This window comes from Micromonospora ferruginea, from assembly GCF_013694245.2.
Lineage (GTDB): Bacteria > Actinomycetota > Actinomycetes > Mycobacteriales > Micromonosporaceae > Micromonospora > Micromonospora robiginosa.
The window spans coordinates 995,650-1,017,752 of the sequence record NZ_CP059322.2 but is presented as its reverse complement, the minus strand read 5'-3'; the positions used below and the strand labels follow the sequence as shown (position 1 = coordinate 1,017,752).

At 70.2% G+C, this 22,103-nt stretch carries 20 protein-coding genes and 1 pseudogene; 9 read left to right on the top strand and 12 right to left on the bottom strand.

The window, feature by feature from the left end; genetic code table 11:
* Window positions 1-100 precede the first annotated feature (100 nt).
* Window positions 101-366 (top strand): annotated as a pseudogene (locus tag H1D33_RS04705) (transposase); the annotation flags it as partial.
* 172 nt (window positions 367-538) lie between these two features.
* Here the strand turns inward: H1D33_RS04705 and H1D33_RS04700 are convergent.
* Together H1D33_RS04700 and H1D33_RS04695 are read right to left on the bottom strand one after the other, a co-directional pair.
* The gene (locus H1D33_RS04700) at window positions 539-1,771 is read right to left on the bottom strand and encodes a glycoside hydrolase family protein (RefSeq protein WP_181569230.1); all 1,233 of its coding nucleotides are present in this window, start codon (window positions 1,769-1,771) and stop codon (window positions 539-541) included.
* A gap of 52 nt (window positions 1,772-1,823) precedes the next feature.
* Window positions 1,824-1,982: a hypothetical protein gene (locus H1D33_RS04695; protein ID WP_181572964.1), complete on the bottom strand. Its 159-nt coding sequence runs from the start codon at window positions 1,980-1,982 to the stop codon at window positions 1,824-1,826.
* A gap of 39 nt (window positions 1,983-2,021) precedes the next feature.
* Here H1D33_RS04695 and H1D33_RS04690 point away from each other — a divergent pair, with 39 nt between their 5' ends.
* On the top strand, window positions 2,022-2,243 hold the full coding sequence (locus tag H1D33_RS04690) for a hypothetical protein (protein WP_181572965.1): 222 nt from the start codon (window positions 2,022-2,024) through the stop codon (window positions 2,241-2,243).
* Between the two features lie 28 nt (window positions 2,244-2,271).
* On the opposite strand, the gene H1D33_RS04685 is transcribed toward H1D33_RS04690, so the two are convergent.
* On the bottom strand, window positions 2,272-2,790 hold the full coding sequence (locus tag H1D33_RS04685; RefSeq protein WP_181569231.1) for a MarR family winged helix-turn-helix transcriptional regulator: 519 nt from the start codon (window positions 2,788-2,790) through the stop codon (window positions 2,272-2,274).
* 91 nt (window positions 2,791-2,881) lie between these two features.
* Here H1D33_RS04685 and H1D33_RS04680 point away from each other — a divergent pair, with 91 nt between their 5' ends.
* Window positions 2,882-3,301 carry a Rid family hydrolase gene (locus tag H1D33_RS04680; RefSeq protein WP_181569232.1) on the top strand — a complete coding sequence of 140 codons (420 nt, stop codon included), beginning with the start codon at window positions 2,882-2,884 and terminating at the stop codon, window positions 3,299-3,301.
* A 110-nt stretch (window positions 3,302-3,411) separates the two neighbouring features.
* Here H1D33_RS04680 and H1D33_RS04675 read toward each other — a convergent pair whose 3' ends face one another.
* From H1D33_RS04675 to H1D33_RS04665, 3 genes are all read right to left on the bottom strand, one after another.
* On the bottom strand, window positions 3,412-4,254 hold the full coding sequence (locus tag H1D33_RS04675; protein WP_181569233.1) for a C1 family peptidase: 843 nt from the start codon (window positions 4,252-4,254) through the stop codon (window positions 3,412-3,414).
* Window positions 4,255-4,405: 151 nt separating this feature from the next.
* Complete coding sequence (locus H1D33_RS04670) at window positions 4,406-5,062, bottom strand: response regulator (RefSeq protein WP_181569234.1); 657 nt, start codon at window positions 5,060-5,062, stop codon at window positions 4,406-4,408.
* Window positions 5,059-6,123, bottom strand: a complete 1,065-nt coding sequence (locus H1D33_RS04665; RefSeq protein ID WP_246411679.1) for a sensor histidine kinase — start codon at window positions 6,121-6,123, stop codon at window positions 5,059-5,061. The genes H1D33_RS04670 and H1D33_RS04665 overlap by 4 nt, the downstream gene beginning before the upstream one ends.
* 255 nt (window positions 6,124-6,378) lie before the next feature.
* On the opposite strand from H1D33_RS04665, the gene H1D33_RS04660 reads away from it, so the two are divergent.
* The 3 genes from H1D33_RS04660 to H1D33_RS04650 all read left to right on the top strand — a co-directional run bounded on the left by H1D33_RS04660 (window position 6,379) and on the right by H1D33_RS04650 (window position 9,486).
* A complete protein-coding gene (locus H1D33_RS04660) occupies window positions 6,379-6,855 on the top strand; it encodes a DUF6326 family protein (RefSeq protein ID WP_181569236.1) in 477 nt (158 codons plus the stop codon).
* A 194-nt stretch (window positions 6,856-7,049) separates the two neighbouring features.
* On the top strand, window positions 7,050-9,059 hold the full coding sequence (locus tag H1D33_RS04655) for a hypothetical protein (RefSeq protein ID WP_181569237.1): 2,010 nt from the start codon (window positions 7,050-7,052) through the stop codon (window positions 9,057-9,059).
* A 31-nt stretch (window positions 9,060-9,090) separates the two neighbouring features.
* Complete coding sequence (locus tag H1D33_RS04650) at window positions 9,091-9,486, top strand: hypothetical protein (protein ID WP_181569238.1); 396 nt, start codon at window positions 9,091-9,093, stop codon at window positions 9,484-9,486.
* Window positions 9,487-9,563: 77 nt separating this feature from the next.
* Here the strand turns inward: H1D33_RS04650 and H1D33_RS04645 are convergent, their stop codons facing one another.
* Window positions 9,564-11,222 (bottom strand): Ig-like domain-containing protein, encoded by a 1,659-nt coding sequence (locus tag H1D33_RS04645; RefSeq protein WP_181569239.1) that lies wholly within the window; start codon window positions 11,220-11,222, stop codon window positions 9,564-9,566.
* Window positions 11,223-11,475: 253 nt separating this feature from the next.
* Here H1D33_RS04645 and H1D33_RS04640 point away from each other — a divergent pair, with 253 nt between their 5' ends.
* A complete protein-coding gene (locus tag H1D33_RS04640) occupies window positions 11,476-13,932 on the top strand; it encodes a glycoside hydrolase family 3 N-terminal domain-containing protein (protein ID WP_246411681.1) in 2,457 nt (818 codons plus the stop codon).
* 158 nt (window positions 13,933-14,090) lie between these two features.
* Here H1D33_RS04640 and H1D33_RS04635 read toward each other — a convergent pair whose 3' ends face one another.
* Complete coding sequence (locus H1D33_RS04635; RefSeq protein ID WP_181569241.1) at window positions 14,091-14,231, bottom strand: hypothetical protein; 141 nt, start codon at window positions 14,229-14,231, stop codon at window positions 14,091-14,093.
* Between H1D33_RS04635 and H1D33_RS04630 the strand changes: the two genes are divergently transcribed.
* Window positions 14,230-15,699 (top strand): pectate lyase family protein, encoded by a 1,470-nt coding sequence (locus tag H1D33_RS04630; RefSeq protein WP_246411683.1) that lies wholly within the window; start codon window positions 14,230-14,232, stop codon window positions 15,697-15,699. The two genes, H1D33_RS04635 and H1D33_RS04630, sit on opposite strands and share 2 nt — an antisense overlap.
* A 340-nt stretch (window positions 15,700-16,039) precedes the next feature.
* Here the strand turns inward: H1D33_RS04630 and H1D33_RS04625 are convergent, their stop codons facing one another.
* Window positions 16,040-16,606 carry an RICIN domain-containing protein gene (locus tag H1D33_RS04625; RefSeq protein WP_181569242.1) on the bottom strand — a complete coding sequence of 189 codons (567 nt, stop codon included), beginning with the start codon at window positions 16,604-16,606 and terminating at the stop codon, window positions 16,040-16,042.
* A gap of 734 nt (window positions 16,607-17,340) precedes the next feature.
* On the opposite strand from H1D33_RS04625, the gene H1D33_RS04620 reads away from it, so the two are divergent.
* Entirely contained in the window at window positions 17,341-18,351 is a 1,011-nt protein-coding gene (locus tag H1D33_RS04620) for a sugar-binding transcriptional regulator (protein WP_246411685.1), read from the top strand.
* Between the two features lie 69 nt (window positions 18,352-18,420).
* Here the strand turns inward: H1D33_RS04620 and H1D33_RS04615 are convergent, their stop codons facing one another.
* Genes H1D33_RS04615 through H1D33_RS04605 form a run of 3 tightly spaced genes read right to left on the bottom strand, consistent with a single transcriptional unit; the run spans window position 18,421 to window position 22,099 of the window.
* Window positions 18,421-19,419 carry a D-ribose ABC transporter substrate-binding protein gene (locus tag H1D33_RS04615; protein ID WP_181569243.1) on the bottom strand — a complete coding sequence of 333 codons (999 nt, stop codon included), beginning with the start codon at window positions 19,417-19,419 and terminating at the stop codon, window positions 18,421-18,423.
* 56 nt (window positions 19,420-19,475) lie between these two features.
* Window positions 19,476-20,594, bottom strand: coding sequence for an ABC transporter permease (locus tag H1D33_RS04610; protein WP_181569244.1), 1,119 nt, complete (start codon window positions 20,592-20,594; stop codon window positions 19,476-19,478).
* A complete protein-coding gene (locus tag H1D33_RS04605; RefSeq protein ID WP_246411687.1) occupies window positions 20,591-22,099 on the bottom strand; it encodes a sugar ABC transporter ATP-binding protein in 1,509 nt (502 codons plus the stop codon). Before H1D33_RS04605 ends, H1D33_RS04610 begins: the two co-directional genes overlap by 4 nt.
* Window positions 22,100-22,103 lie beyond the last annotated feature (4 nt).

Genomic DNA, 22,103 nt, shown 5'->3' with positions numbered 1-22,103 from the left:
ATGACACTGACCGGCGAGTCGGATAGTCCCGTCACGGGCGGGGTCATCCCCCACCCGTCCACCGGCGGTGGCCCAGGCCGGCCCGGCACCGTCGAGGACGTTCCTGGCCTACCGGTCGGCGAAGGGTCACGCGCTGATCGACCGGCAGCTCTACCTTCCGACGTCGTGGACCGATAACCGGGAGCGGTGTCGGGCCGCCGGGATCCCGGACGAGGTGCAGTTCGCCACGAAGGTGCAGATGGCCCGCCGGATGCTGGGCCGCGCGTGCCGGTGGGGTGGGTGACGATGGACGAGGCCCACGGGCAGTCGAAGTCGCTGCGGCTGTGGTTGGAACACCGGGATGTGGGTTATGCGGTCGCGACCCGCCGCTGGCGGTGGGCACTGCCGACCATTCAACCGGATCTGGCCTTCTCCACCGCCGCGGTGCGCGGATGACGCCGACAGACGCCCTTGGTGCCGGCCCACGCCAGCCGACGTTCGCCGGTCCCGCGCCGGCGGGAGGGCGAAGACGGCGACCTCACCCTCCCGCCGGTTCTACTCATGACCTGCGGTACGCGTCCCCGGCCGGGGTCAGGACGCCCTCCTCGCGATACAGGCCGATCGCCGCCGTCTCCCCCGACGCGGGCAGCGCGAACAGGGCGAAGCGCTCGACGTACGGGGCCGCCTGCAGCCGGGCGGTGGCCTGGCGGACGAACTCGGTCAACTGCCCGGCGCTCGGGTAGCGCGGATGACCAGCGAAGTTGATCAGGCTGAACTCGGTGACCCACACGGGCAGTCCGTAGCGCTCGTGCACCGCCTGCACGTAGTTCATCAGGTGTTGCGGGGCGGCCTCGCCGAAGTCCGAGCCGTACCAGTGCAGGGCGATGAAGTCCACGCGCATGCCGCGCTGACGCGCCCCGCTCAGGAAGCGGTCCAGCCACCCGCCGGGGACCTCGCCACCGAACGCGACGGCCGGGCTGCCCAGGCGCATACCGGTCCGTTCGAGCCGCGGCCACAGCTCCAGCGCCTGCTCGACGCTCATGTTCGCCTGCTGCGGCAGGTCGGGCTCGTTGAAACCGAGCAGCGTGGTGCCCGAGCGCCGCGCGGTGTCGAGTTCGCCGTCGTCGACCGCGCCGGCTCCCCAGATCATCGGTACGAACTCCGCCTGCGCCGGGACGTCCGCCGGGTCCGCGGACCAGTCGTAGTACCAGCCGGCCCCCACCGCGTGGACGCCGTCGGCGACGCGGGGGAAGGTCCACGTGCTCACGCCCTTCTTCCCCGCCCCGCCGGCCGGCCGCGGCGCGCCCGGCACGTTCCACCGCTGGTTCGGGCTGCCGGTGCAGGTCCACAGCCGCAGGTGCGTGCCGTCGGCGTCGCCGGGGGCGTCGAGGCACTTGCCGGAGCCGGTGTTGACCAGTTGCCCGTCGGTGAACCGCCACTGTTGCGCGCCGGTGCCGTTGCAGTCGAACAACTGGATGCGCGTGCCGTCCGCCCAGACGCTGCCGGCGACGTCGAGGCACTTCCCCAGCGCCCGCACCGACCCGGAGCCGTCGTGGGACCAGTCCTGGGCGATCGTGCCGTTGCAGTCGGCGACCTGGATCGGTGTGCCGTTGGCGGTCCGCGTCCACGCCACGTCGACGCATCGACCACCGGCGCCGACGATGGTGGTGCCGGAACCGGCCCGCGCGGTGGGCACGACGGCCAGCCCCGCTCCGAGCACGACCCCGACCGAACCGAGGACCACGACGGCGCGTACCGCCCGGTTCGCGCCGTCCCGCTGCCACCTGTGCATTCGACCCTCCACCACTCGCCGGACCCGCCCCACGGCGGGCGGGACTGCGCCTTCAACGTTCGGAGGCGGCCTTCGGTTCACCGATCACCAGATCCGGGCGGTCCGCGGTCGCCGCCCGCGAGACGTACGTGTTCACCCCGACCGGACCGCAGCTCGTGCCGACGCCGCGCGCGTTGTCGACGGCCGAGGCGCCGGGTGAGGTGGAGTCCATCGCGGCGGCGGATCCGTCTCCGGGCGCATCCGGTTCGCCGTGGAGGCGGTCGCGGCCACGATCGGCGCGCACCGCATCGGGTTGCGGTTGTCGCCCGGCGCCGGCATCGCCGACGCCATCGACACCGACACCGACACCGACGAGGTGTACGCCGCGCTGCTCGCCGAACTCGTCCCGCTCGGACCGGCGTACGTGCACCTGGCCGGCACCGACGAGCCGACGGCTACCTCACCTATCCGGCGTACGCCCACCCACGCCTGACCGCGACGCCGGCCTGACGTGGGTGCCGCTAGGGACCGGCCGTCTCCTCGGCGAGGTCGACCGGCCGGACCTTGAGCTTGGTGGCGATGCGCATCAGCGCGCGTCGGTCGGCGGGGGTGAGGGGGTCGAGCACGTACCGCCGCACCGAGCGCACGTGCGCGGGCGCGGCGGCGACGACGACGTCGTAGCCGGCGTCGGTGAGGGTGGCGATCGTGTACCGGCGGTCCCCCGGGTCGGGGAAGCGCTCCACCCAACCGCGCTGCTCGAACCGCTTGACCACGTTGGAGAGGCGGGACAACGAGCCGTTGGCCAGGTAGGCGAGTTCACTCATCCGTAGGCGTCGGTCCGGCGCCTCGGACATGTGGCTGAGGGTCAGGTAGTCGAACAGGCTCAGGCCGGCCGCCTGCTGCAGGGGCGTCTCCAGCCGGCCGGGCAGCAGCAGGACCAGCGAGGCCAGGCCGGTCCAGGCGTCCTTCTCCTCCGGCGAGAGCCAGAGCGCCCGGTCGGCGTGCTCGCCGTCGGGACCGGGGGTGGCGGTGGTGGCCATGCCGACACGATACCCAGCCGGCATCACTTCATGCTTGAAGTTATTCGTGCTACGTTGACTTCAAGCATGAAGTCATAGACAGGAGAAGAGCATGACTGAGCCACAGTTCTTCGACACGCCCGGCTACGGCCTGTGGATGCTGGAGAACCGGCACTACCACCAGGCCGTCCGGATCGGCGACCGGGTCGACATCTCCGGCCAGGGCGGCTGGGACGACCGACTGGCCTTCCCCGAGTCGATCGAGGAGGAGATCGTCCGGGCCTTCGACAACGTCGAGCGCACCCTGGCCACGGCCGGAGCCACCTGGCGGGACGTCGTCTCCGTCGACTCCTTCCACGCCTCGGACTCCCCCGACGTCCTCGGCGAGGTGCACGCCCCGGTCATGATCGAGCAGTTCCGCAAGCGGATGGGCGACCGGTCGCCCATCTGGACCATGCTCGGCGTCGCGACGCTGGCCGCGCCGAACATGCGCGTCGAGATCAAGGTGACCGCCGTCGTCGGCCGCACCTGACCCGTCACGGTCGACCCGTGACGACGCGGACCGGGTGTGCCGGGCCGGCCCGCCGCCGACCCGGCGCACCCGTCGGGAAGCCGCCCGCCCGCCAGCGGCGAGCATCGAGGTCAGTGCGGAAGCTCGGCGGCGCAGCACGCCTCACCGTCGGCGGAGAGCAGACCCTCGAAGTCCGCACACTTGATCTTGAATCGGCCGCGCTGGCCCCAGCCGCTCCCCCACGAGTTCTGGAACAGGTACGCCTGCTCGGAGTCCAGCCGGTCCAGCATCACGTAGCAGTGCCCTCCGGCCACCTTGCCGGTCGGCTTCACGTAGCCGTCGGCGTCCGGGTGGAACATGTCGTCGGTCCAGTTGGTGCCGACCACCACCGAGCCCTGGGAGTTGATCCACTGGTCGATCTCGGCCAGCGAGCCGGCGAACGCGAACGCCGCGAGCCGGCCCCGGTTGCGCAGCGCCAGCGCACCGGACCGGACGGTCGAGCCGTTCTCCGCCCGCGGCTCGCCGTCGATCACCTTGCACTCGTAGTACAGCGCGTGCGCGTCGGCGTTCTGGAACTCCCCGGGGACCGGCGTGGCGTCCACCCAGCCCGTCCAGCCGAAGCCGACGCAGTGCCCGGTGTCGCCCTGGTCCAACTGGATCGGCAACTGCCAGGCCGGGGCCGCGTCACCACCCGGCGTCGGGCCCGGCCCGGGTGGGGTCCCGCCGGCCTGCTTCTTGAGCCAGCGCCAGAAGACGAGGTACGCCCGCCAGTCGGTGAAGTAGGTGGTCTCGCCCAGCACCTGCTCGATCGTCCGCTGCCGGATGGAAGCCGGCGGCTCGGCGATCTCCATCAGCCGCGGCAGGGACCAGTCCCGCGGGTCCGGCCGGTACACCCGGCCCAGCAGACGGGGGCCGACCACCTCGCTCGCGCTGCGTTCCGGTGGGTCCTGCGCCAACCGCCGATCGAGCTCCATGACGGCCTCCCTCTCGCACCAACCTCCAGCAGGGGTGTCCAGCTCTCACGATGCGCCCCGGCCGGCGGCCGACACAGTCCGGTTGACGACTGCCGGCGCGGATATCCGCTGTTCGGGTGCGGTCGAGGAGCGGCTGGTGTCGTCGCGCCGATCAGGCGCCGACGCGGCGTGTCTCGTAGGCCCACATGACGATCTCGACGCGGTTGCGGGCGTTGAGCTTACGCATCAGGGCGGCGATGTGGGTCTTGACGGTGCTGAGGCTGATCGACAGCTCATCGCCGATCTCGCTGTTGGTCCGCCCGCGGGCGGCGGCCAGCAGGACCTGTTCCTCGCGGGCGGTCAGCGGCTCGACCGGCTCGGGTGGCACCGGGCGCGAGCGGCTGTTCGCGAAGGACGACAGGAGCCTCGCGGTGATGTTCGGTGCGATCAGGGCGTCACCGCGGGCGGCGGCATGGACGGCCTGGGTGAGCATCTCGGCGCCGGCGTCCTTGAGGAGGAAGCCCCGGGCACCCGCCTTCAGCGCGCCGTGGACGTACTCGTCAAGATCGAAGGTGGTGATGACCACGACGGCCAGCGGATCGGCGACGTCGGCCCCGGCGAGCTGGCGGGTGGCTTCGATGCCGTCGACCTCGGGCATGCGGATGTCCAGCAGGCACACGTCGGGACGCAGCGCACGGGCCATGGCGATCGCCCGGCGGCCGTCGGCGGCCTCACCGACGACGGTGATCCCCGGTTGGGCGTCCAGGATCATGCAGAGCCCCGCCCGGACGATGTCCTGGTCGTCGGCGACCAGCACGCGGATGGTCATGACGCCCGTCCTCTCCGCGGCAGCGAGGCGTCGACGCTCCAGCCGCCGTCCGGGTCGGGTCCCGCCCGGAGGGTGCCGCCGAGCAGGCTCGCCCGCTCGGCCATGCCGCGCAGCCCGTAGCCGGCGTGCGGGGAGCCGGCCGTCGCCGCCTCGCCGTCGTCGCGCACCCGCAGGTGCACCCGGTTGCGGGACGCGGTGACGTCGACGGTGACCCCGGTGGCGCCGGAGGCATGGCGGGTCGCGTTGGTGACCGCCTCGGCGGCGATCAGGTAGACGGCGGTGCCGACAGCCGGCTCCACGGCCTCGACGTCCCCGGCGACCCGCACGCGGACGCCCAGCACCTCACCGCCGGGACGCGCGAGTCGTTCGACGTCCGCCACCCCTCGCCGGGGGGCGAGATCGGCGTCCGTCCCGTCGCGCAGCACACCCACGAGGGCGCGCATCTCCTTGAGTGTCCGGGACGCCTCTTCCTCGATGGTGACCAGGGTGGCCAGCGCGCGCTCCGGATCCGCGGCGGACAGCGCGCGACCCGCCTGCGCCTGGACGGCGATGGCCAGGACGCGGTGGCCGACCGTGTCGTGCAGCTCGCGGGCGAGTTCGTTGCGCTGGTGGAGCCGCACCTGCTCGATGTCGCGGTCGCGGCTTCTGGTGCGGTACCGCACCGCCGCACCGAGCGCGGCCGAGAACAGGAAGAAACCGTAGCCGGCGACCTTCTCGGCAGGTGAGGTCGGGTCCGCGACGAGGGTGACGGGTAGCCAGACGAGGATGACGCCGAGCCCGAGGGCGGCCTCTCGACCCGCTCCCCAGCGCAGCAGGGCGTAGGGCAGCACCAGCAGCCCGGCGATGCCCAGCAGACCGGTGGTGTCGATGACCGCGATCCGCGCGATGTCGAACGCGAGGACGGTTCCGAAGGCCACGGTGACGGCGGCCAGCGGCCGCGTGCGTCGCCACAGCAGGCACGCCGCCACCACGACGCTGACGCCGACCAGCAGCGGCGCCCAGGCCCGGTCGTCGCGCAGCAGCAGCTCGACGAGCGAGATCACGACAAGGGCCGAGGACAACGCCCAGTCCCGCCAGACCCGCGCCGGCGGGCCTGCGGGGCGAGGCTCAGCCCAGAACCCAGCAACCATGCGTCCCCCTCCCGGACAACGTAGGGGGACCGCCGCACGGGCGAATCAGCCGAAAGTACGGCGGATTTCTCGTGCCGGGGACCGGGAAAGGGCGAGCCCGCGAGCGGATGTGGCAGCCGTCGGCGCTGCTCATAGTGAGGACATCGAGTGAGCCGACCCGGCTGACACCAGCACACCGGAGACGTGATGACCAGAACCGACACACCAGCCCGTGCGCTCCAGGAGTCGCACCTCCCGGTCCAGGCGAAGCTCGCCGCGGCCTGGGCCAGCTTCATGTTCCTCTACATCTACGTCGACTACCTCGCCCTGTACAAGCCCGGCTTCGTCAACGAGATCCTGGGCGGCGTCGTTCACGAGTTCGACACCGGCCCGACCTTCGTCGCCCTCGCGCTCACGCTCATGGCCGTCCCGATCCTCATGATCCTGCTCTCCATGGCACTCCCCGCCCGGGTCAACCGCGCCACCAACCTCGTCGTGGCCGCGCTCTACATCCCCGTCACGGTGTACAACGCGGACGGCGAGTCCTGGACCTACCTCTACTTCTACGCCTTCTCCATCGGGCTCGAGCTGCTGCTCCTGGCCTTCATCCTGCGCGCCGCATGGACCTGGCCGCGGACCGTTCGCGCCACCGCCGACCGTGACCTCGCCCAGGCCCCGGTGTGACGCCGGCGGCAACCTCCGTCGTGCGGGGTCGGTGACAGCGGACGTTCCGATCACACCGTTGGACGTGGCCCGCACAAGGCGTCGGGCCACTCCATCGACGCCGCACCATCGCCATGTCGACCGCCGGCCGGAAACGCCTACCTCCGCTCGGCATTCGCTCCGTAAGATCACCGGCGATCAAGGGGGATGAAGCGGTGGGTGATTTCCAGCAGTTCGTGGCTGATGTGACGTCGCGCCTGTCCACGATGTCCAGGAACGAGTTGTACGCCGTCGGCGACGGTCTCGACCGGGACTCGCTCTGGCTCACCTTCCTCGACTCCTTCCCCGCCGGCACCAATCCGCGCTTCCGCGAGCGATCCGAGTACGACTGCTCGACCTGCCGCGGCTTCATCAAGCACTTCGGCAACGTCGTCGAGATCCGCGACGGGCGCGTCCGTACGGTCTGGTCCGGGGTGTCGGCGTCCGACCCGGTCTTCTCCGTCGTCGCCGCCGCTCTGGACGAGTTCGTGCTGTCGCTGCCGTTGTCCACCGTCTTCCGGTCCGCTCAGCCGCAGTACGGCACGAAGACCACCCGGACCCTGCGCGACGGCCAGGTCGAGGTGTGGCACCACCTGCACGGCCGGGTGGAGGAGCGGCACCGCACCGAGGACGTCGGCGCGGCGCAGGGCTCCTTCGACGCCGCGGTGCAGGTCTTCCAGCGCGGCCTGGCCGAGCTGACCCGGCCCGCTCTGGACACCGTCGTCGACCTCGTCGACGGCAACGCCCTCTACCGCGGCGCGGAGCATCGCCGGGCGCTGACCGAGTTCCGCTCGCTGCAGAGCCGGTGGAACCAGGCCGCCGACCGACGTGCCTTCGTCTTCGCCAACGCCATGAACCCGGCGGCCCGTCTCCGCAACACGGTGATCGGCACCCTCGTCCAGGATCTCTCCGCGGGCGTCGACCTGGAGCAGGCGGTCCGGTCGTTCGAGGCGAAGGTGGCGCCGCAGAACTACCGGCGCCCCACGGCGTTGATCACCCCGGGCATGGTCAAGGCCGCCATGAAGACCATCGCCGAGCTGGGCATCGAGGAGTCGTTGCAGCGACGGTTCGCCCGGCTGTCCGACGTGTCGGTCACCAACGTGCTGTGGGTCGACAACGACACCCAGCCGCGGATGAAGGACGGCATCGAAGGGCTGCTCATGCAGGCGGCCACCCCCCGGTCGTCAGGTGCGCTCCTTCGCGACGCCAAGCCGGAGGAGATCCCCGTGGTCTCCTTCGTGAAGGACGTCCTGCCCGGCGCCGCCACCGTCGACCTGTGGGTCGCCAACTCCCACGAGCCGCACCTCGTCAGCCTCACCACCGGCCGGCACCCGGCGGCTCCGCGGTTGTTCACGTGGGACAACGACTTCGGCTGGTCCTACGGCGGCAACGTCACCGACTCGATCAGGGAGCGGGTCAAGCGGGCCGGCGGCAACGTCACCGGCAGGCTGCGGGTGAGCCTGTCCTGGTTCAACCACGACGACCTGGACCTGCACGTCTACGAACCCAACGGCGACCACATCTGGTACCAGGAGAAGCGCAACAAGCTGGACGTCGACATGAACGCCGGCGGGACGCTCTCCCGCGAGCCGGTGGAGAACGTCACCTGGTCCGACCGTGTCCCCGACGGTGAGTACCGGATCGAGGTGAACCAGTACCGCAAGCGGGACAGCAGCCAGGTCGGCTTCGTGATCGAGACCGAGAGCAACGGGAAGATCGAGAATTACCGCCACGAGCGCGCGGTCGGCCAGAAGGAGACCGTCGAGGTGGGCCGGATGACGGTGGCCGGCGGGGTCATCACCGCTTTCCGGCCGGGTAGGGACGTGCAGCCGGGCAGTGCCGGCAAGGAGTTGTGGGGCATCACCACCGAACAGTTCGTACCGGTGTCCACCGTCATGTACTCGCCGAACTACTTCGACGACAACGAGGTCGGCAACCGGCACTACTTCTTCATCCTGAAGGGGTGCGTGAACGACCAGCCGACGCGCGGGATCTACAACGAGTTCCTCCGCGGCGACCTGCAACCGCACCGCAAGGTGTTCGAGGTCCTGGGCGACCGCACCAAGTGCGAACCGTCCCCGGATCAGCTTTCCGGCCTCGGCTTCAGCTCCACCGTCCGCAACTCCGTGGTCGCCAAGGTGACCACGACCGGCGGCCGGCGCCGCCTCATGAGCATCCAGTTCTGATTCCCCACCCGTACATTCCAGAGAGGTCGCCGTGACCATTTTCGAGAAGGCCACCCGGGAGAAGTTCCGCTATCCGTCGACCAAGGGACTGCTGAGCACGGAACAGCTCTGGGAGCTTCCGCTGACCGCCAAGTCCGGCTTCAGCCTCGACGACGTGGCCAGGGCGGTCAACGCCGAGCTCAAGGCCGTCGACACCGAGTCGTTCGTGGCCACCGAGGCCAATCCGGCCAAGGCGACCCTGGAGGCCAAGCTGGAGGTCGTCAAGCACGTCATCGCCTTCCGCCTCATGGAGGACCAGGCGGCGAAGGCGGCAGCGGCCAAGAAGCTGGAGAAGGAGCGGCTGCTGGCGGCCCTGGGCCGCAAGCAGGACGCAGCCCTGGAGAATCTGACCGAGGCAGACCTCCTGGCCCGGATCAACAACCTGTAGCCCACCGAGGATCAGCGCCGCTCCGGGGACCCGGTTCACCGGTCCCCCACCCCCGACCGAACCCACCCGGGGGAACCTCAGCTTGCGTCTCCTCCGTTCGACGGGCGCAGGTGGCCGATGCCGTGCCGGTCGAGCCAGGTGACCGTCCGCAGCACGAACGTCGGCGCCGCCGAGCCGGCGCGGACGTCGGTGGCGATCAGCGGCACCTGGGCGGCGACCGGGAGCAGGGTGGCCTGCCAGCAGGCCGGCGTGGCGCAGGCCGAGCGGTCGTCGACGCGCCAGGCGGCAGCCACGCTGCGGCCGTCCGGGTCGGCCGGGCGGTATTCCAGCCACCGACGCAGGTCGTTGCCGCCGTCGATCCCGGCGGCGAGGACCAGGTTGAACGAGCCTCGGACGCGAAGCAGCCGGATCTGCTCCTGCACGCCGAAGGTCGGCAGACTGGTGCCCAGGCATGCGGGACCGCCGTCGCGCCAGCAGGTCCAGACCGTAGCGGGATCGGTCCCGCCGGCTGCCGGGAAGTTGTCGGGCGAGATGTCGAAGACCACCGCGTTGTCGTCCCCGAACACCTCCGCCGCCGCGCTCCAGAACGAGCGGGCGGCGAGATCATCGGTCTGGCGCAGCGACACGATGGGTGTGATGCCGGCCCGGACGAGTCGGTCGACGTACCCGGCCGCCTCGTCGAGGTAGCCGACGCGGTTCCGTCTGTCGGTAGGGCTTCCGGTGTAGATGTGGCAGGCGTCGCTCAGCACGACCCGCACCGCGTCGACGCCGCGGGCCCGCAGCGCGACCACGGAAGCGTCGTCGACCGGGCCGTCCCAGCGGATCGGTCCCCAGGCGCACTCGGCGGGCACGACCGACCGAATGATTCCGCGTGGCCGGTAAGGCCTCGGGCCGGCGGTGACCGTGAGGATGCGGTTGCCGAACGCCTTCAGCGCGGGTGCGGCGCCGGGTGCCGGCGGTGGGAGCACCCGGAGGCCGCGGACCTCGGCGGTGGCCTGGGCGCCGCTGCTGTCGTAGGCGGTGGCGGTGACGCGGGTACCACTGGTCGGCGGCACGCCGCGCCAGTCGAACCCGTACGGCGCGGTGGTGTCCACGGCGAGCAACGTTCCGCGCTCCCGGAACTCGACCCGCTCGATTTGTCGGCCGGCCGCCGCCGTGGCCTCCGCCCGGATCGGGATGACGCCCGGCGCGGCGAAGAAGTCGTTGGGCAGGGGCGAGGTGAGCGCCACCGACGGCCCGCCCGGCAGCGGGCTGGGGCTGGGCTGCGGGCTGCCCGATGCCGACGGCGGCGACGAGTGGGTCGGGCCGGCGACGTCCACGTCGCACGGCTGGCCGCTCAACACCCAGTCGGTCGGCTCGGGGTCCGCGACCCGGTGGTTGCCGCCGAACCGCACCGTCACCGCGGCGCCGGACGCAAGCGTGGACCCCGGCGGTGGGCGGAGCGTGGTGATCGGGTACAACTCGCCGCTGCCGAGCGTGTATCCGTCCGGCAGCCGGTCGAGACCCATGGTGATCGTCTGATCCCTGGCCTGCCGGAACCGCAGCCACCAGTCGGTGACGGGAGAGCCCAGGTTGGTGACGGTGAGCTCGGCCCAGAAGCCGTTGGACCACTCCCGGGTGATCGTGTAGTCCACGGTGCACACCGCCGCGGCGTAGGCCGGCCCCAGCACCATCGTCACGCCCCCACCGACGACGACCGCAGCAGCCGTGGCCAGCGCGAAGATCCAACGTCGCATCACGCCCCCGCATTTATCGATAGGTATCGCTCTGTAGAGCCTCAGCGTTCGGGACACGCGCTGTCAATACCGCGGTGACCCGGGCAGCGCCGTCCACGAAGGAGGGCGTGGGGCGTGGCATCATGAGGCGGAGCCGAGGTCCGGGCACAGGGCAACCTCAGGGCACCGCCATCGATTCCCGAAGGGAATGCTCATGCGCATCCGGCTCCACGGATCCACGCGCCCATCTCGTACCCGGACAGCCGTCGTCGGCGTGGCCACGACGGTCGCACTCGCCGCGACCGGTCTGACCCTGGCCCCGGTCGCGGCGGCTCAGACGCTGCCCTACCAGGATTCGTCCCTGCCCGCGTCCCAGCGGGTGGCGGACCTGTTGTCGCGAATGTCACTGGACGAGAAGATCGGCCAGATGACCCAGGCCGAGCGCGCCAAGGTCAGCCCCACCGACGTCACCGCCCGCCGGCTCGGCTCCGTCCTCTCCGGCGGCGGCTCGGCACCGTCACCGAACACCCCGGCCGGCTGGGCCGACATGTACGACGCCTTCCAGCGGGGCGCGCTCGCCACGCCGCTCGGCATCCCGATGCTCTACGGCTCGGATGCCGTGCACGGACACAACAACGTGGTCGGCTCGACGATCTTCCCGCACAACATCGGTCTGGGTGCCACCCGCGACCCAGGTCTGGCCGAGCGGATCGGTCGGGCGACCGCCGAGGAGGTCACCGGCACCGGCGTGGACTGGACCTTCTCGCCCTGCCTCTGCGTGGCCCGCAACGACCGCTGGGGCCGCACCTACGAGTCGTTCGGCGAGAAGCCCGAGTTGGCGACGCAGATGAGCAGCATCGTCACCGGCTACCAGGGCACCACACTCGGCGGACCGGCCAGCGTGCTGGCCACCGCGAAACACTACGTCGGCGACGGGGGGACCACGAACGGCACCGACCAGGGCAACGCCCAGCTCTCCGAGGCGGAACTGCGGGCCATCCACCTACCGCCGTTCGTGGAGGCCATCCGCAGGGGCGTGGGCTCGATCATGGTCTCGTACAGCAGCTGGAACGGGCAGAAGCTGCACGGCAACCGCTACCTGATCACCGACCTGCTGAAGAACGAGCTGGGCTTCACCGGCTTCGTGGTCTCCGACTGGAACGGCATCGACCAGATCGACGGCGCTCCCGGCTTCACCGGCGCCGAGGTGGCGCAGGCGGTCAACGCCGGCATCGACATGGTGATGGCGCCCGACGCCTGGCAGTCCTTCATCACGCTCCTACGCGCCGAGGTGCAGGCGGGCCGGGTGCCCATGTCGCGCATCGACGACGCCAACCGGCGAATCCTGACCAAGAAGTTCGAGCTGGGCCTCTTCGAACGCCCCCTCGCGGACCGCTCGTACGCGGGCACTCTCGGCAACGCGGCACACCGCGAGTTGGCCCGTGAGGCGGTGGCCGAGTCGCAGGTGCTGCTGAAGAACGGCGGCGCGCTGCCACTGCGCACCAACAGCCGGATCTTCGTCGCCGGCAGGAACGCCGACAACATCGGCAACCAGAGCGGCGGGTGGACCGTCAGCTGGCAGGGCGGCAGCGGCAACACCACCCCCGGCACGACGGTCCTGCAGGGCATCCGGAACACCGTGGGCTCGGCCGGCACCGTGACCTACAGCCTCAACGGCAGCGGCATCGACTCCTCCTACGACGTCGCGGTCGCAGTGGTCGGCGAGACGCCGTACGCCGAAGGTCAGGGCGACCGGCCCACCGGCATGGGTCTGGACACCACCGACCTGAACACCATCAACACGCTGCGCGCGGCCGGCGTGCCGGTGGTGGTCGTGCTGGTCTCCGGCCGCCCGCTGGACATCGCGGCCCAGGTGCCGAACTGGAACTCCCTGGTGGCCGCCTGGCTGCCCGGCACCGAGGGCCAGGGCGTGGCGGACGTGCTGTTCGCCGTGCGCCGGCCCACCGGCAAGCTGCCGGTGACGTGGATGCAGTCGGTCAGCCAGCAGCCGATCAACGACGGCGACGGCAAGGCCCCGCTGTTCCCGTACGGTTTTGGGCTGAGCTACGGCAACCCGGCGCCGGACACCACCCCGCCGACCGCGCCGACCAACCTGCGCGCCACCGTCAGCGGCACGTCCGCCACGCTGACCTGGTCGCCGTCCACCGATGACGTGGGGGTACGGGAGTACATCGTCCACGAGACGACCGGCACGTCCGACACGGTGTACGGCCGGACGACCACTCCGTCCGTCACGATCAGCGGACTGGTTCCCGGCGCGTCGCGGCAGTTCTTCGTGGTGGCGGCCGATGCCGCCGGCAACACCTCGCCGGCCTCGACGACGGTCGTGGTGCAGGCGGCGGGCGTGGACCCCACGCCGACCCCTACGCCCACGCCCACCCAGGGCGCGGCCGCCTGCCAGGTCACCTACGCGACGAACGACTGGGACGGCGGCTTCAGCGCCACCATTACCGTGCGCAACACCGGCACCGCCGCGCTGTCCGGTTGGACGCTGCGCTTCGCGTTTCCCGACGCCGGCCAGCGGGTCACCCAGGGCTGGTCGGCCACCTGGTCGCAGAGCGGCACGGCAGTAACGGCGGGCAACGCCGCGTGGAACGGCTCGCTGCCGGCCGGCGCGTCCACCGGGCTCGGCTTCAACGGCACGTACGGCGGCACCAACCCACGCCCGACCTCGTTCACGCTCAACGGGGCTCCGTGCACCGCTGGATGACCGGACAGCCGTAGCAGATCGTTCCGCACCACCTGCGGTGTGTCGGTGTCGTCACCTGGTGACACCCCGGCACACCGCCGGCGGTGGACTGTCGGCCGACCAGGCGAGTCGACGGCCGTCTGGCCAGGGCGCGTCCTTGACATGGATATCGATGGACATTACTGTTTGCGATAGCTGAATTTCAATGCCGGAATGAATTTATAACGCAAGGTGCGCCCGCCGACCGAGGCGAGCAGATGAACCGTCGACGCGGTCACCCCTTGCCCCGGCCGCCGCACCACCCCTGGAGGTTCGTCCATGACCCCGTACCCAAGTGACTCAGCACCGCGGCGACGGCTGCGCTCACCGGCCGCCCTCGCCGCCGCGGTCACCCTGACCGCGGCGGCGGCGCTGGCCGTGGTCGACGTGTCCGTCCCGCTCGGCTCGACACCGGCCGCCGCCGCGAGCGCCTGCGACGACAAACTGGTCGGCTGGGCGACCGTGGCGGGCAGCGGCCTCGGCACGACCACCGGCGGCGGCAACGCCAGCCCGCAGACGATCAACAACCTCGCCGACCTCAAGCGGTACGCCACGGACTCCACCCCGCGCGTGCTCAGGATCTCCGGCACGATCGACACCGGCACCAGCGCGGTGGACATCGCCAGCAACAAGACGTTGGTCGGCGTCGACGCCAACGCGACCATCGACGGCGGCGTCAACATCGCCGACGGACGCAGCAATATCATCATCCGGAATCTGAACCTCCGCGGCGCCGGATCCGGCAACTACCCGGCCGACACGGCCGCCGCGCGCGGCTCACATCACCTCTGGTTCGACCACCTGAACATCTGGGACGCAGGAGACGGGCTACTCGATCTCACCCGGGGCTCGGACTTCATCACGGTCTCCTGGGTGAAGTTCTGGTACACCAACGCCCACCCACACCGCTTCGCCAGCCTGGTCAGCGGCGGCGCCGACCACGACGACACCGACGTGGGCAAGCAGAACGCGACCTTCCACCACAACTGGTTCGCCTCACTCGTCGACCAGCGGATGCCGCGGATGCTCTACGGCAAGGGCCACGTCTACAACAACTACTACACCGCCACCGGCAACACGTACGCGGTCGGCGTCGGTTCGCTCGCCTCGGTCCTGGTGGAGAACAACTACTTCAAGGACACCAAGAACCCACACCAGTTCATGTACGACCGGCCGTCCTACATCACCGCCCGGGGCAACATCTACGACAACACCTCCGGCAAGCGCGACAGCGGAGCCGGCGGCATCGGTGGCGGCGTCACCCCGTTCACCACTCCCTCGTACGGCTACACGCCGGACAGCGCCGGTAACGTTCCGGGGATCGTGAGCAGTTGCGCCGGGCCGACCCTGTCCGGCACCTCCGACCCGCTCCCGACACCGACATCCTCTCCGTCCCCGTCTCCGTCGCCCACGTCGAGTCCGACGCCGGCCCCGACGACGCCCCCGCCGGCCGGCGGGGCCTGCGGCGCCAGTTACCGCACGACCGGCTCCTGGGACGGCGGCTGGCAGGGTGAGGTCATCGTGAAGGCGGGCAGCGCGGCGATCAACGGCTGGACCGTCAAGTGGACTCTCGGTGGCGGCCAGAGCATCACCCAGGTCTGGGGCGGCACGCTGAGCACGAGCGGTTCGGCCGTGACGGTGCGCAACGTCGACTACAACCGCTCGGTCCCGGCCGGCGGCAGCACGACGTTCGGTTTCATCGGCACCGGAACGCCGTCGTCGCCATCGCTCACGTGCACCAGCCCGTGACCTGAGCGGCCCGACCCCGCGGGCCGTCGGGCGGTGTGCGGGACGTCCGGCCCGGCTCCGAGACTGCCCGGGTGGATGTGGCTCAACCGAAATCAGGATTACGGCGAACAGCGGGATCTCCGGTAGTGCACCCAGAGGCCACATAACAACGGCGATTCGCTCGCTCCGGAGCCGCGACGGCCAGTTGAAATGGTCCTGCTGCACCTGGCACGTGCTTCCGAGTACGCGCGGCGGGCACCCGAAGGAAGCAATACCGATGAGTATCGTCGTGGTGGCATCTCTCACGCAGCAAGGGGCAGGCGCGGACATTCCGCTCCTGCCCCTCGGCGTTCGCCGCAACTTACGCCTGGACCGCCGGCGTCCAGGAGAAGATGGCGTTGTTCGCCGTGCTGCACGGGTAGAGAATGAGGTCAGAACCGTCCGACGTCGTGCTGCCCTGCACATTGAGACACTTCGCGGGGTTCAGTCGGCTCTTGAACTGGTAGAAGTCGAACCCGCCAATCTTCCGCACGAACTGCGGATACCACTGATCGTTCAGGGTGCCGCTGCCACCACAACCGTACTGGACGATCTTCGTGCTATTGACGTCGGTGCTTCCCTTGATGTTCGCGCACATTCCCGTCTTACCGTTGACGATGCGCTGGTAGCCGCTGGAGGTGGGCCGGAAGATCCACCGCTGGTGCAGCGGCGTGACACCCCCGCCCCAGGTCGCGCAGGTGTAGACCTGGACCTGCGCGCTGGACGCGGTCGACCCACCCTGGACCTCGACACACTTGTCAACAGCGCTGGCGGGGAACACCTCCCACGGTCCGTTGTCCGCGGCGAAAGCGGCGGACGGTGCCACCACTCCACCGGCGACAAGCCCGACCAGCGCCGCCAAGGCAGCGGCGAATTCGCGTAGCTTCATGCCTGTTAACCCCGATTCATCGGACAAACAATGGACACGACCCTACCCGGCGCACCGAGACATGTACATCTCTGATTGCATTTCGGGTGGCAGGCGTGGACACCGGCACCAGCTCGTCTTCCACTTCCCATCAGCCGCCAGGTCACCCGATGCACTGTTCACCCCGCTTGGCCGCCGGCACAATAGCTTCCCGCTCCGGGGGTCGGCCCCCTACAACAGGCGCCAACTCCCGTCGCTCGCCCGCGTTTGCGCCCGTGCAGGAGGATTGGTCGAGGTCGAAGTAGTCAATTGACTCGGCCACCGGAACCGTTCAGTCAACCACTCTCTTCCCCATGTCGTCGGGCGCCATTGGGGCTGACCGTTGCCGGGGCGACCGACGCTTCCTGATTCTACTTCGGACACTCCGGCTTCGTCACCCCGCTCGATGACAACGGCTGGACCTCCGAGCAGTCGGAACAGCGGCTGACCCCCGGGCCGCCGCGGCTCTCCGCTGAGACGCCTGCCTCGGCGCGCAGGTGATGGCCGACGTTGAGGCGACCGGCGCATGGGCAATGCCTGATCCACGCCTGCGGAGGTGTCTGAACCACGCATGCCGTTCCCGCACCTCTGGCCCCGAGCGGGACCGCCCTGGCAACCTGAGATGATCAGAGCACGACTGCAATCAGCCTTGAATTTACATTCAGTTATACTCCTCCCGTGAGCATCAGCGTTCGACTGCCGTCGAAGGAGTCTTGGTGACCAGCGACAGCGGCAACCTCCGCGAACCGGCGATCGGAGGCGTGGCCCCCAGCCAGTTGCGGCTGCTGACCAAGGTGGCCCGCATGTATCACGAGCACGGGGTGAGGCAGCCACAGATCGCCGAACAGCTGCACATCTCCCAGCCCCGCGTCTCGCGGCTGTTGAAGCAGGCCACCGTGTTGGGCATCGTGCGCACCACCGTGGTCACCCCGGCCGGTGTGCACGCCGAGCTGGAGGAGGAGATTGAGCGCCGGTACGGGCTGCGCGACGTCGTGGTGGCCGACACCGGTCATTCGTCCCCCGACGAGCCGTCCACGCTGAAGGCCATCGGCGCGGCGGCCGCGGTCTACCTGGAGACGACACTCACCGGCGGTGATCGGATCGGCATCTCGTCGTGGAGTTCGACGTTGCTGTCGACCGTCGACGCGATGCGCCCCCGGCCCAATCCGGTGGCCGAGCAGGTCGTCCAGGTCATCGGCGGGGTCGGCAGCAGCACGTCGCAGATCTACGCCACCCGACTGGCCGACCGGCTGGCGATCCTGACCGGGGCGAAGGCGGTGTTCCTGCCCGCGCCCGGCCTGGCGGCGTCGCCGGCGGCACGTGAGGTCCTGATGGCCGATCCCCACATCAACGACGTGATGGGCGCCTACAGCGGCCTGACGATGCTGCTGGCCGGCTTGGGGAGCCTGGAGCCGTCGCCGTTGCTGGTGGAAAGCGGCAATGCCATCGCCGACGCTGAGCAGCAGGCGCTGCGTAAGCTCGGCGCGGTCGGCGACATCTGCCTGCGGTTCTTCGACGAGAACGGTGATCTGGTCAAGTCGGCACTCGACGAGCGGGTGCTGGGCATCGACAGTCTCACGCTGCGCTCGATACCGCGGGTCGTGGCGATCGCCGGCGGGGCGCGCAAGTTCACCGCGATCCGTGCGGCGCTGCGCGGGGGCTGGGTCGACGTCCTGGTCACCGATCTCGACGTGGCGCGACGGCTGGCGGCGGAACCTGCCCGGTAGCGCGGCCGGCACGCCCGTGTCCCGTGCCGGCCGGTGACGGCGCGACACGGGACACGGGCGTCGGTGCGGCTACTTGCGGCCGAAGACACCGAACTGGTCGGCGTTGGCCTTGGTGACCAGCTCGCAGTCGATGGACTGCTTCTCGGCGGCGCCGGTCGACCCGGTCTTGATGAACTTGTCGGCCTGCTGCACCGCGGTCTCGGCGCCGAGCACGGCGGGCTGCAACGCGGTGGCGTGCATCTGGCCGGCCTTGATGGCGGCGACCGCGTCGGGGCTGCCGTCGAAGCCGACCACGACGACCTTTCCGGTCAGCCCGGCGGCCTTGAGGGCGGCGACGGCGCCGAGGGCCATGGTGTCGTTGCCGGCGATGACACCCTGCAGGTTGCGGTTCTTCTGCAGGATCGTCTCCATCTTGCTGAAGGCTTCCTGCTGGTCCCAGTTCGCGCTCTCCTTCGCGACCAGCTTCATGTCCGGGTACTGGGAGATGACGTCGGTGAAGCCCTTGGAGCGGACGCCGGCGTTGGTGTCGGACTCCTTGCCGACCAGTTCGACGTAGTTGCCCTTGCTCGACAACGCCTCGACGAAGGACTCGGCGGCGAGCTGGGCGCCCTGGGCGTTGTTGGACACGATCTGCGCGGCGGCCACGCCGGTGGCGTTGATCTCCCGGTCGATCAGGAACACCGGGATGCCCGCGTCCTTGGCCTTACGGACCGGCCCGATGGAGGCGTCGGCGCCGGCGTTGTCCAGGATGATCGCCTTGGCCTTGCGGGAGATCGCGGAGTCGATCAGCTCGCTCTGCTTGTTCGGGTCGTCGTCGTGCGAGGCCACGGAGGTCTGGTAGCCGAGCGACTCGGCCTTGGCCTTGGCGGCGTCCGCCTCGGCCTTGAAGAACGGGTTGTCGGCGGACGGGGTGATGACGGCGATGAGGCCGCCGGCTTCCTTGCCACCGTCGCCCTTGGCTGATCCGTCGTCGTCGGAGCCGCACGCGCCGAGGAGAAGCACGGCACCGACCAGGGGCACGACGGCGAGCGCTCGTCTGCGGGACGCCGCGAAGGGTGAAGAGAACATGGGGACTCCATGGGGATGGTGTGGTGGGGTTATGGGTGTAGCAGGTGGAGCCGATATCAGGCGGGGCCTGGTGTGGTGGCGGCCGCAGCGGAGGCGACGGCCCCCTGACGCCGCTGGAATCGCTGCTGGCCCTGGTCGAGCATGACGGCGAGGACGATCACGGCGCCCTTGATCAGGATCTGCCAGAACGTCGACACACCCAGCAGCACCAGGCCGTCGGCGAGGAAGCCGATGACGAACGCGCCGACGAGCGTGCCGCGGACCGTGCCGCGGCCGCCGCTGAGCGCGGCGCCGCCGATCACCACCGCGGCGATGGCGTTGAGCTCGTAGGTCTCCCCCGCCTGCGGTGCGGCGGAAGTGAGTTCCGAGGCGATGATGAGGCCCGCTACCGCCGCGCAACCGCCGGCGATCACGTAGACGACGGTCTTGACCCGGTGGACCGGCACGCCGGACAGTTCGGAGGCGCGCTCGTTGCCGCCGGTGGCGTACAACCAGCGCCCGAACGGGCTCTTGATCAGCACCAGGGCGATCACGGCGGTGAGCACCGCCATCAGCCAGATCGAGGTGGGCAGTCCGAGAGGGCGTCCGCTGCCGAGGAAACCGAAGCCGGTGTTGCCGAGCTCGGGGCTACCGGCGAGGTTGGGGTAGGTGGTGCCGTTGGAGATCAGCAGTGCCAGTCCTCGGGCGACGTAGAGCATGCCGAGGGTGGCGATGAACGGCGCGACGCGGAATCGGGTGACGAGGACGCCGTTGACCAGGCCGACGAACATGCCCACCGCGACGCAGAGCACGATGACCGCCCAGACCGGCGGGTACGCGATCGTGTCGAGGAATCCCAGCCGTACCCCTTGCAGCAGCTCGCCCGCGACGACGCCGGACAGGCCCACGACGGAGCCGACGGACAGGTCGATGCCGCCCTTGAGGATGACCAGCAGCATGCCGAGCGCGATGATCGCGTTGATCGCCACGTGCTTGGTCATCGTGATCACGTTGGTGACGGTCAGGAACGCGTCGGACAGCACGCCGAACACGATGATCAGCACGGCGAGGGCGATGAAGGCGCGCAGTTCGAACACGCCGTTGAGCAGTGACAGCCGGCGTGCCTTCGTGGCCAGGTCGGCGGCGGAGGTGGCGTCGGGCCCCGCCGGCGCCGGCAGGGTGCTCTGGGCGGTCATCGCGCCGGCTCCGTGCGCGTCGAGGCGGCGGCGCGGCCGTCGGACAGGCTCATCAGGTCCTCCCGGGTTATCTGTCCGCGTCGGAACTCGCCTACCACCGCGCCACGGGCGAGGACGAGTAACCGGTCGGGGATGTGCAGGGCTTCCTCGGCTTCGGAGGTGGCGAAGAGCACCGAGAGTCCGCGGCGGGCCTGCTCGGCCATGAGTTCGAAGATGTCCGCCCTGGCGCCGACGTCCACGCCGCGTGACGGTTCGTCGAGCAGCAGCACACGAGGGCGGGTCAGCAGGGCCTTGCCGATGACGACCTTTTGCTGGTTGCCGCCGCTGAGCGAGCCGATGGCGGCGGCGGCGCCGCTGGTCTTGACGGTGACCTCGGTGATGGTCCGCCGGACCGCGTCCCGCTCGGCGTCGCGGGAGACGAACAGGTTGCGGACGAAGCGCGACAGCCCGGCCAGGCTGAGGTTCTGCCCCACCGACATGGACTGGACCAGGCCGTCGCGTTGACGGTCCTCGGGGACCAGCACGATGCCGCGGGCGATGCGGGAGCGGATGTCCGGGTCGGCGAGTGGTACGCCGTCGAGGGTGATCGTTCCCGCGGCCGGTGTGATCCGTCCGGCGAGCGCTTCCAGCAGTTCGGTGCGGCCGGAGCCCATCAGGCCGTAGATGCCGACGATCTCGCCCTGGTGGAGGGTGAGGGAGACCTGGTCGACGGCGAGGCGGTGGGGGTTCTGCGGGTCGGCGACGACGATGCGGTCGGTGGCGAGCACCGCGGCGCCGGCGGCGGAGTCACGGTCGGGGAACAGGGTGTCGGGGTCGCGGCCGACCATGTGCCGGACGATCCAGCCGAGGGTGGCCTGGTCGGCCGTGGCGGCGGCGACGAGGGCGCCGTCGCGCAGCACGGCGACGTCGTCGGCGATCTCCAGCGCCTCGTCGAGGTGGTGGGAGATGTAGACGACGGCGACGCCGGCGGCGGTCAGTTCGCGGATGATCCGGAACAGGACGGCGACCTCGGGTGCGGTGAGGGCCGAGGTGGGTTCGTCCATGATCAGCACTCGGGCGTTCTGCAACAGCGCCCGCGCGATCTCGACGATCTGCTGCTGGCCCAGGCGCAGGTCGCCGACCAGGTGCTCGGGGTCCACGTCCTCCTCCAACCGGCGCAGGACCGCCAGGGTGGCCTGTCGCTGCGCCTGCCGGTCGACGACGCCTCGGGTGCGCAGTTCGCGGGCGAGGAAGAGGTTGTCCTGGACGCTGAGGTTGGGGCAGAGGCTGAGTTCCTGGTGGATGATCGAGATCCCGCGGTCGGCGGCTTCCCGGGCGGAGCGGGGATGGATGGGCGTGCCGTCGAGCTCGATGTGGCCGGTGCTGGGTTGCTCGATCCCGGCGAGGATCTTCATCAGGGTGGACTTGCCGGCGCCGTTCTCGCCGAACAGTGCGGTGACCCGGCCGTCGGCGACCGTGAAGTCGACGCCGGTGAGCGCATGGGTGCCGCCGTAGACCTTCGTCACGGCG

Bases quoted from the DNA above. Each gene is read 5' to 3' on its own strand.
- H1D33_RS04700 (WP_181569230.1), bottom strand. From the start codon at position 1,771: ATGCACAGGTGGCAGCGGGACGGCGCGAACCGGGCGGTACGCGCCGTC.
- H1D33_RS04695 (WP_181572964.1), bottom strand. From the start codon at position 1,982: ATGGACTCCACCTCACCCGGCGCCTCGGCCGTCGACAACGCGCGCGGC.
- H1D33_RS04685 (WP_181569231.1), bottom strand. From the start codon at position 2,790: ATGGCCACCACCGCCACCCCCGGTCCCGACGGCGAGCACGCCGACCGG.
- H1D33_RS04680 (WP_181569232.1), top strand. From the start codon at position 2,882: ATGACTGAGCCACAGTTCTTCGACACGCCCGGCTACGGCCTGTGGATG.
- H1D33_RS04675 (WP_181569233.1), bottom strand. From the start codon at position 4,254: ATGGAGCTCGATCGGCGGTTGGCGCAGGACCCACCGGAACGCAGCGCG.
- H1D33_RS04670 (WP_181569234.1), bottom strand. From the start codon at position 5,062: ATGACCATCCGCGTGCTGGTCGCCGACGACCAGGACATCGTCCGGGCG.
- H1D33_RS04660 (WP_181569236.1), top strand. From the start codon at position 6,379: ATGACCAGAACCGACACACCAGCCCGTGCGCTCCAGGAGTCGCACCTC.
- H1D33_RS04645 (WP_181569239.1), bottom strand. From the start codon at position 11,222: ATGCGACGTTGGATCTTCGCGCTGGCCACGGCTGCTGCGGTCGTCGTC.
- H1D33_RS04630 (WP_246411683.1), top strand. From the start codon at position 14,230: ATGACCCCGTACCCAAGTGACTCAGCACCGCGGCGACGGCTGCGCTCA.
- H1D33_RS04635 (WP_181569241.1), bottom strand. From the start codon at position 14,231: ATGGACGAACCTCCAGGGGTGGTGCGGCGGCCGGGGCAAGGGGTGACC.
- H1D33_RS04625 (WP_181569242.1), bottom strand. From the start codon at position 16,606: ATGAAGCTACGCGAATTCGCCGCTGCCTTGGCGGCGCTGGTCGGGCTT.
- H1D33_RS04615 (WP_181569243.1), bottom strand. From the start codon at position 19,419: ATGTTCTCTTCACCCTTCGCGGCGTCCCGCAGACGAGCGCTCGCCGTC.
- H1D33_RS04610 (WP_181569244.1), bottom strand. From the start codon at position 20,594: ATGACCGCCCAGAGCACCCTGCCGGCGCCGGCGGGGCCCGACGCCACC.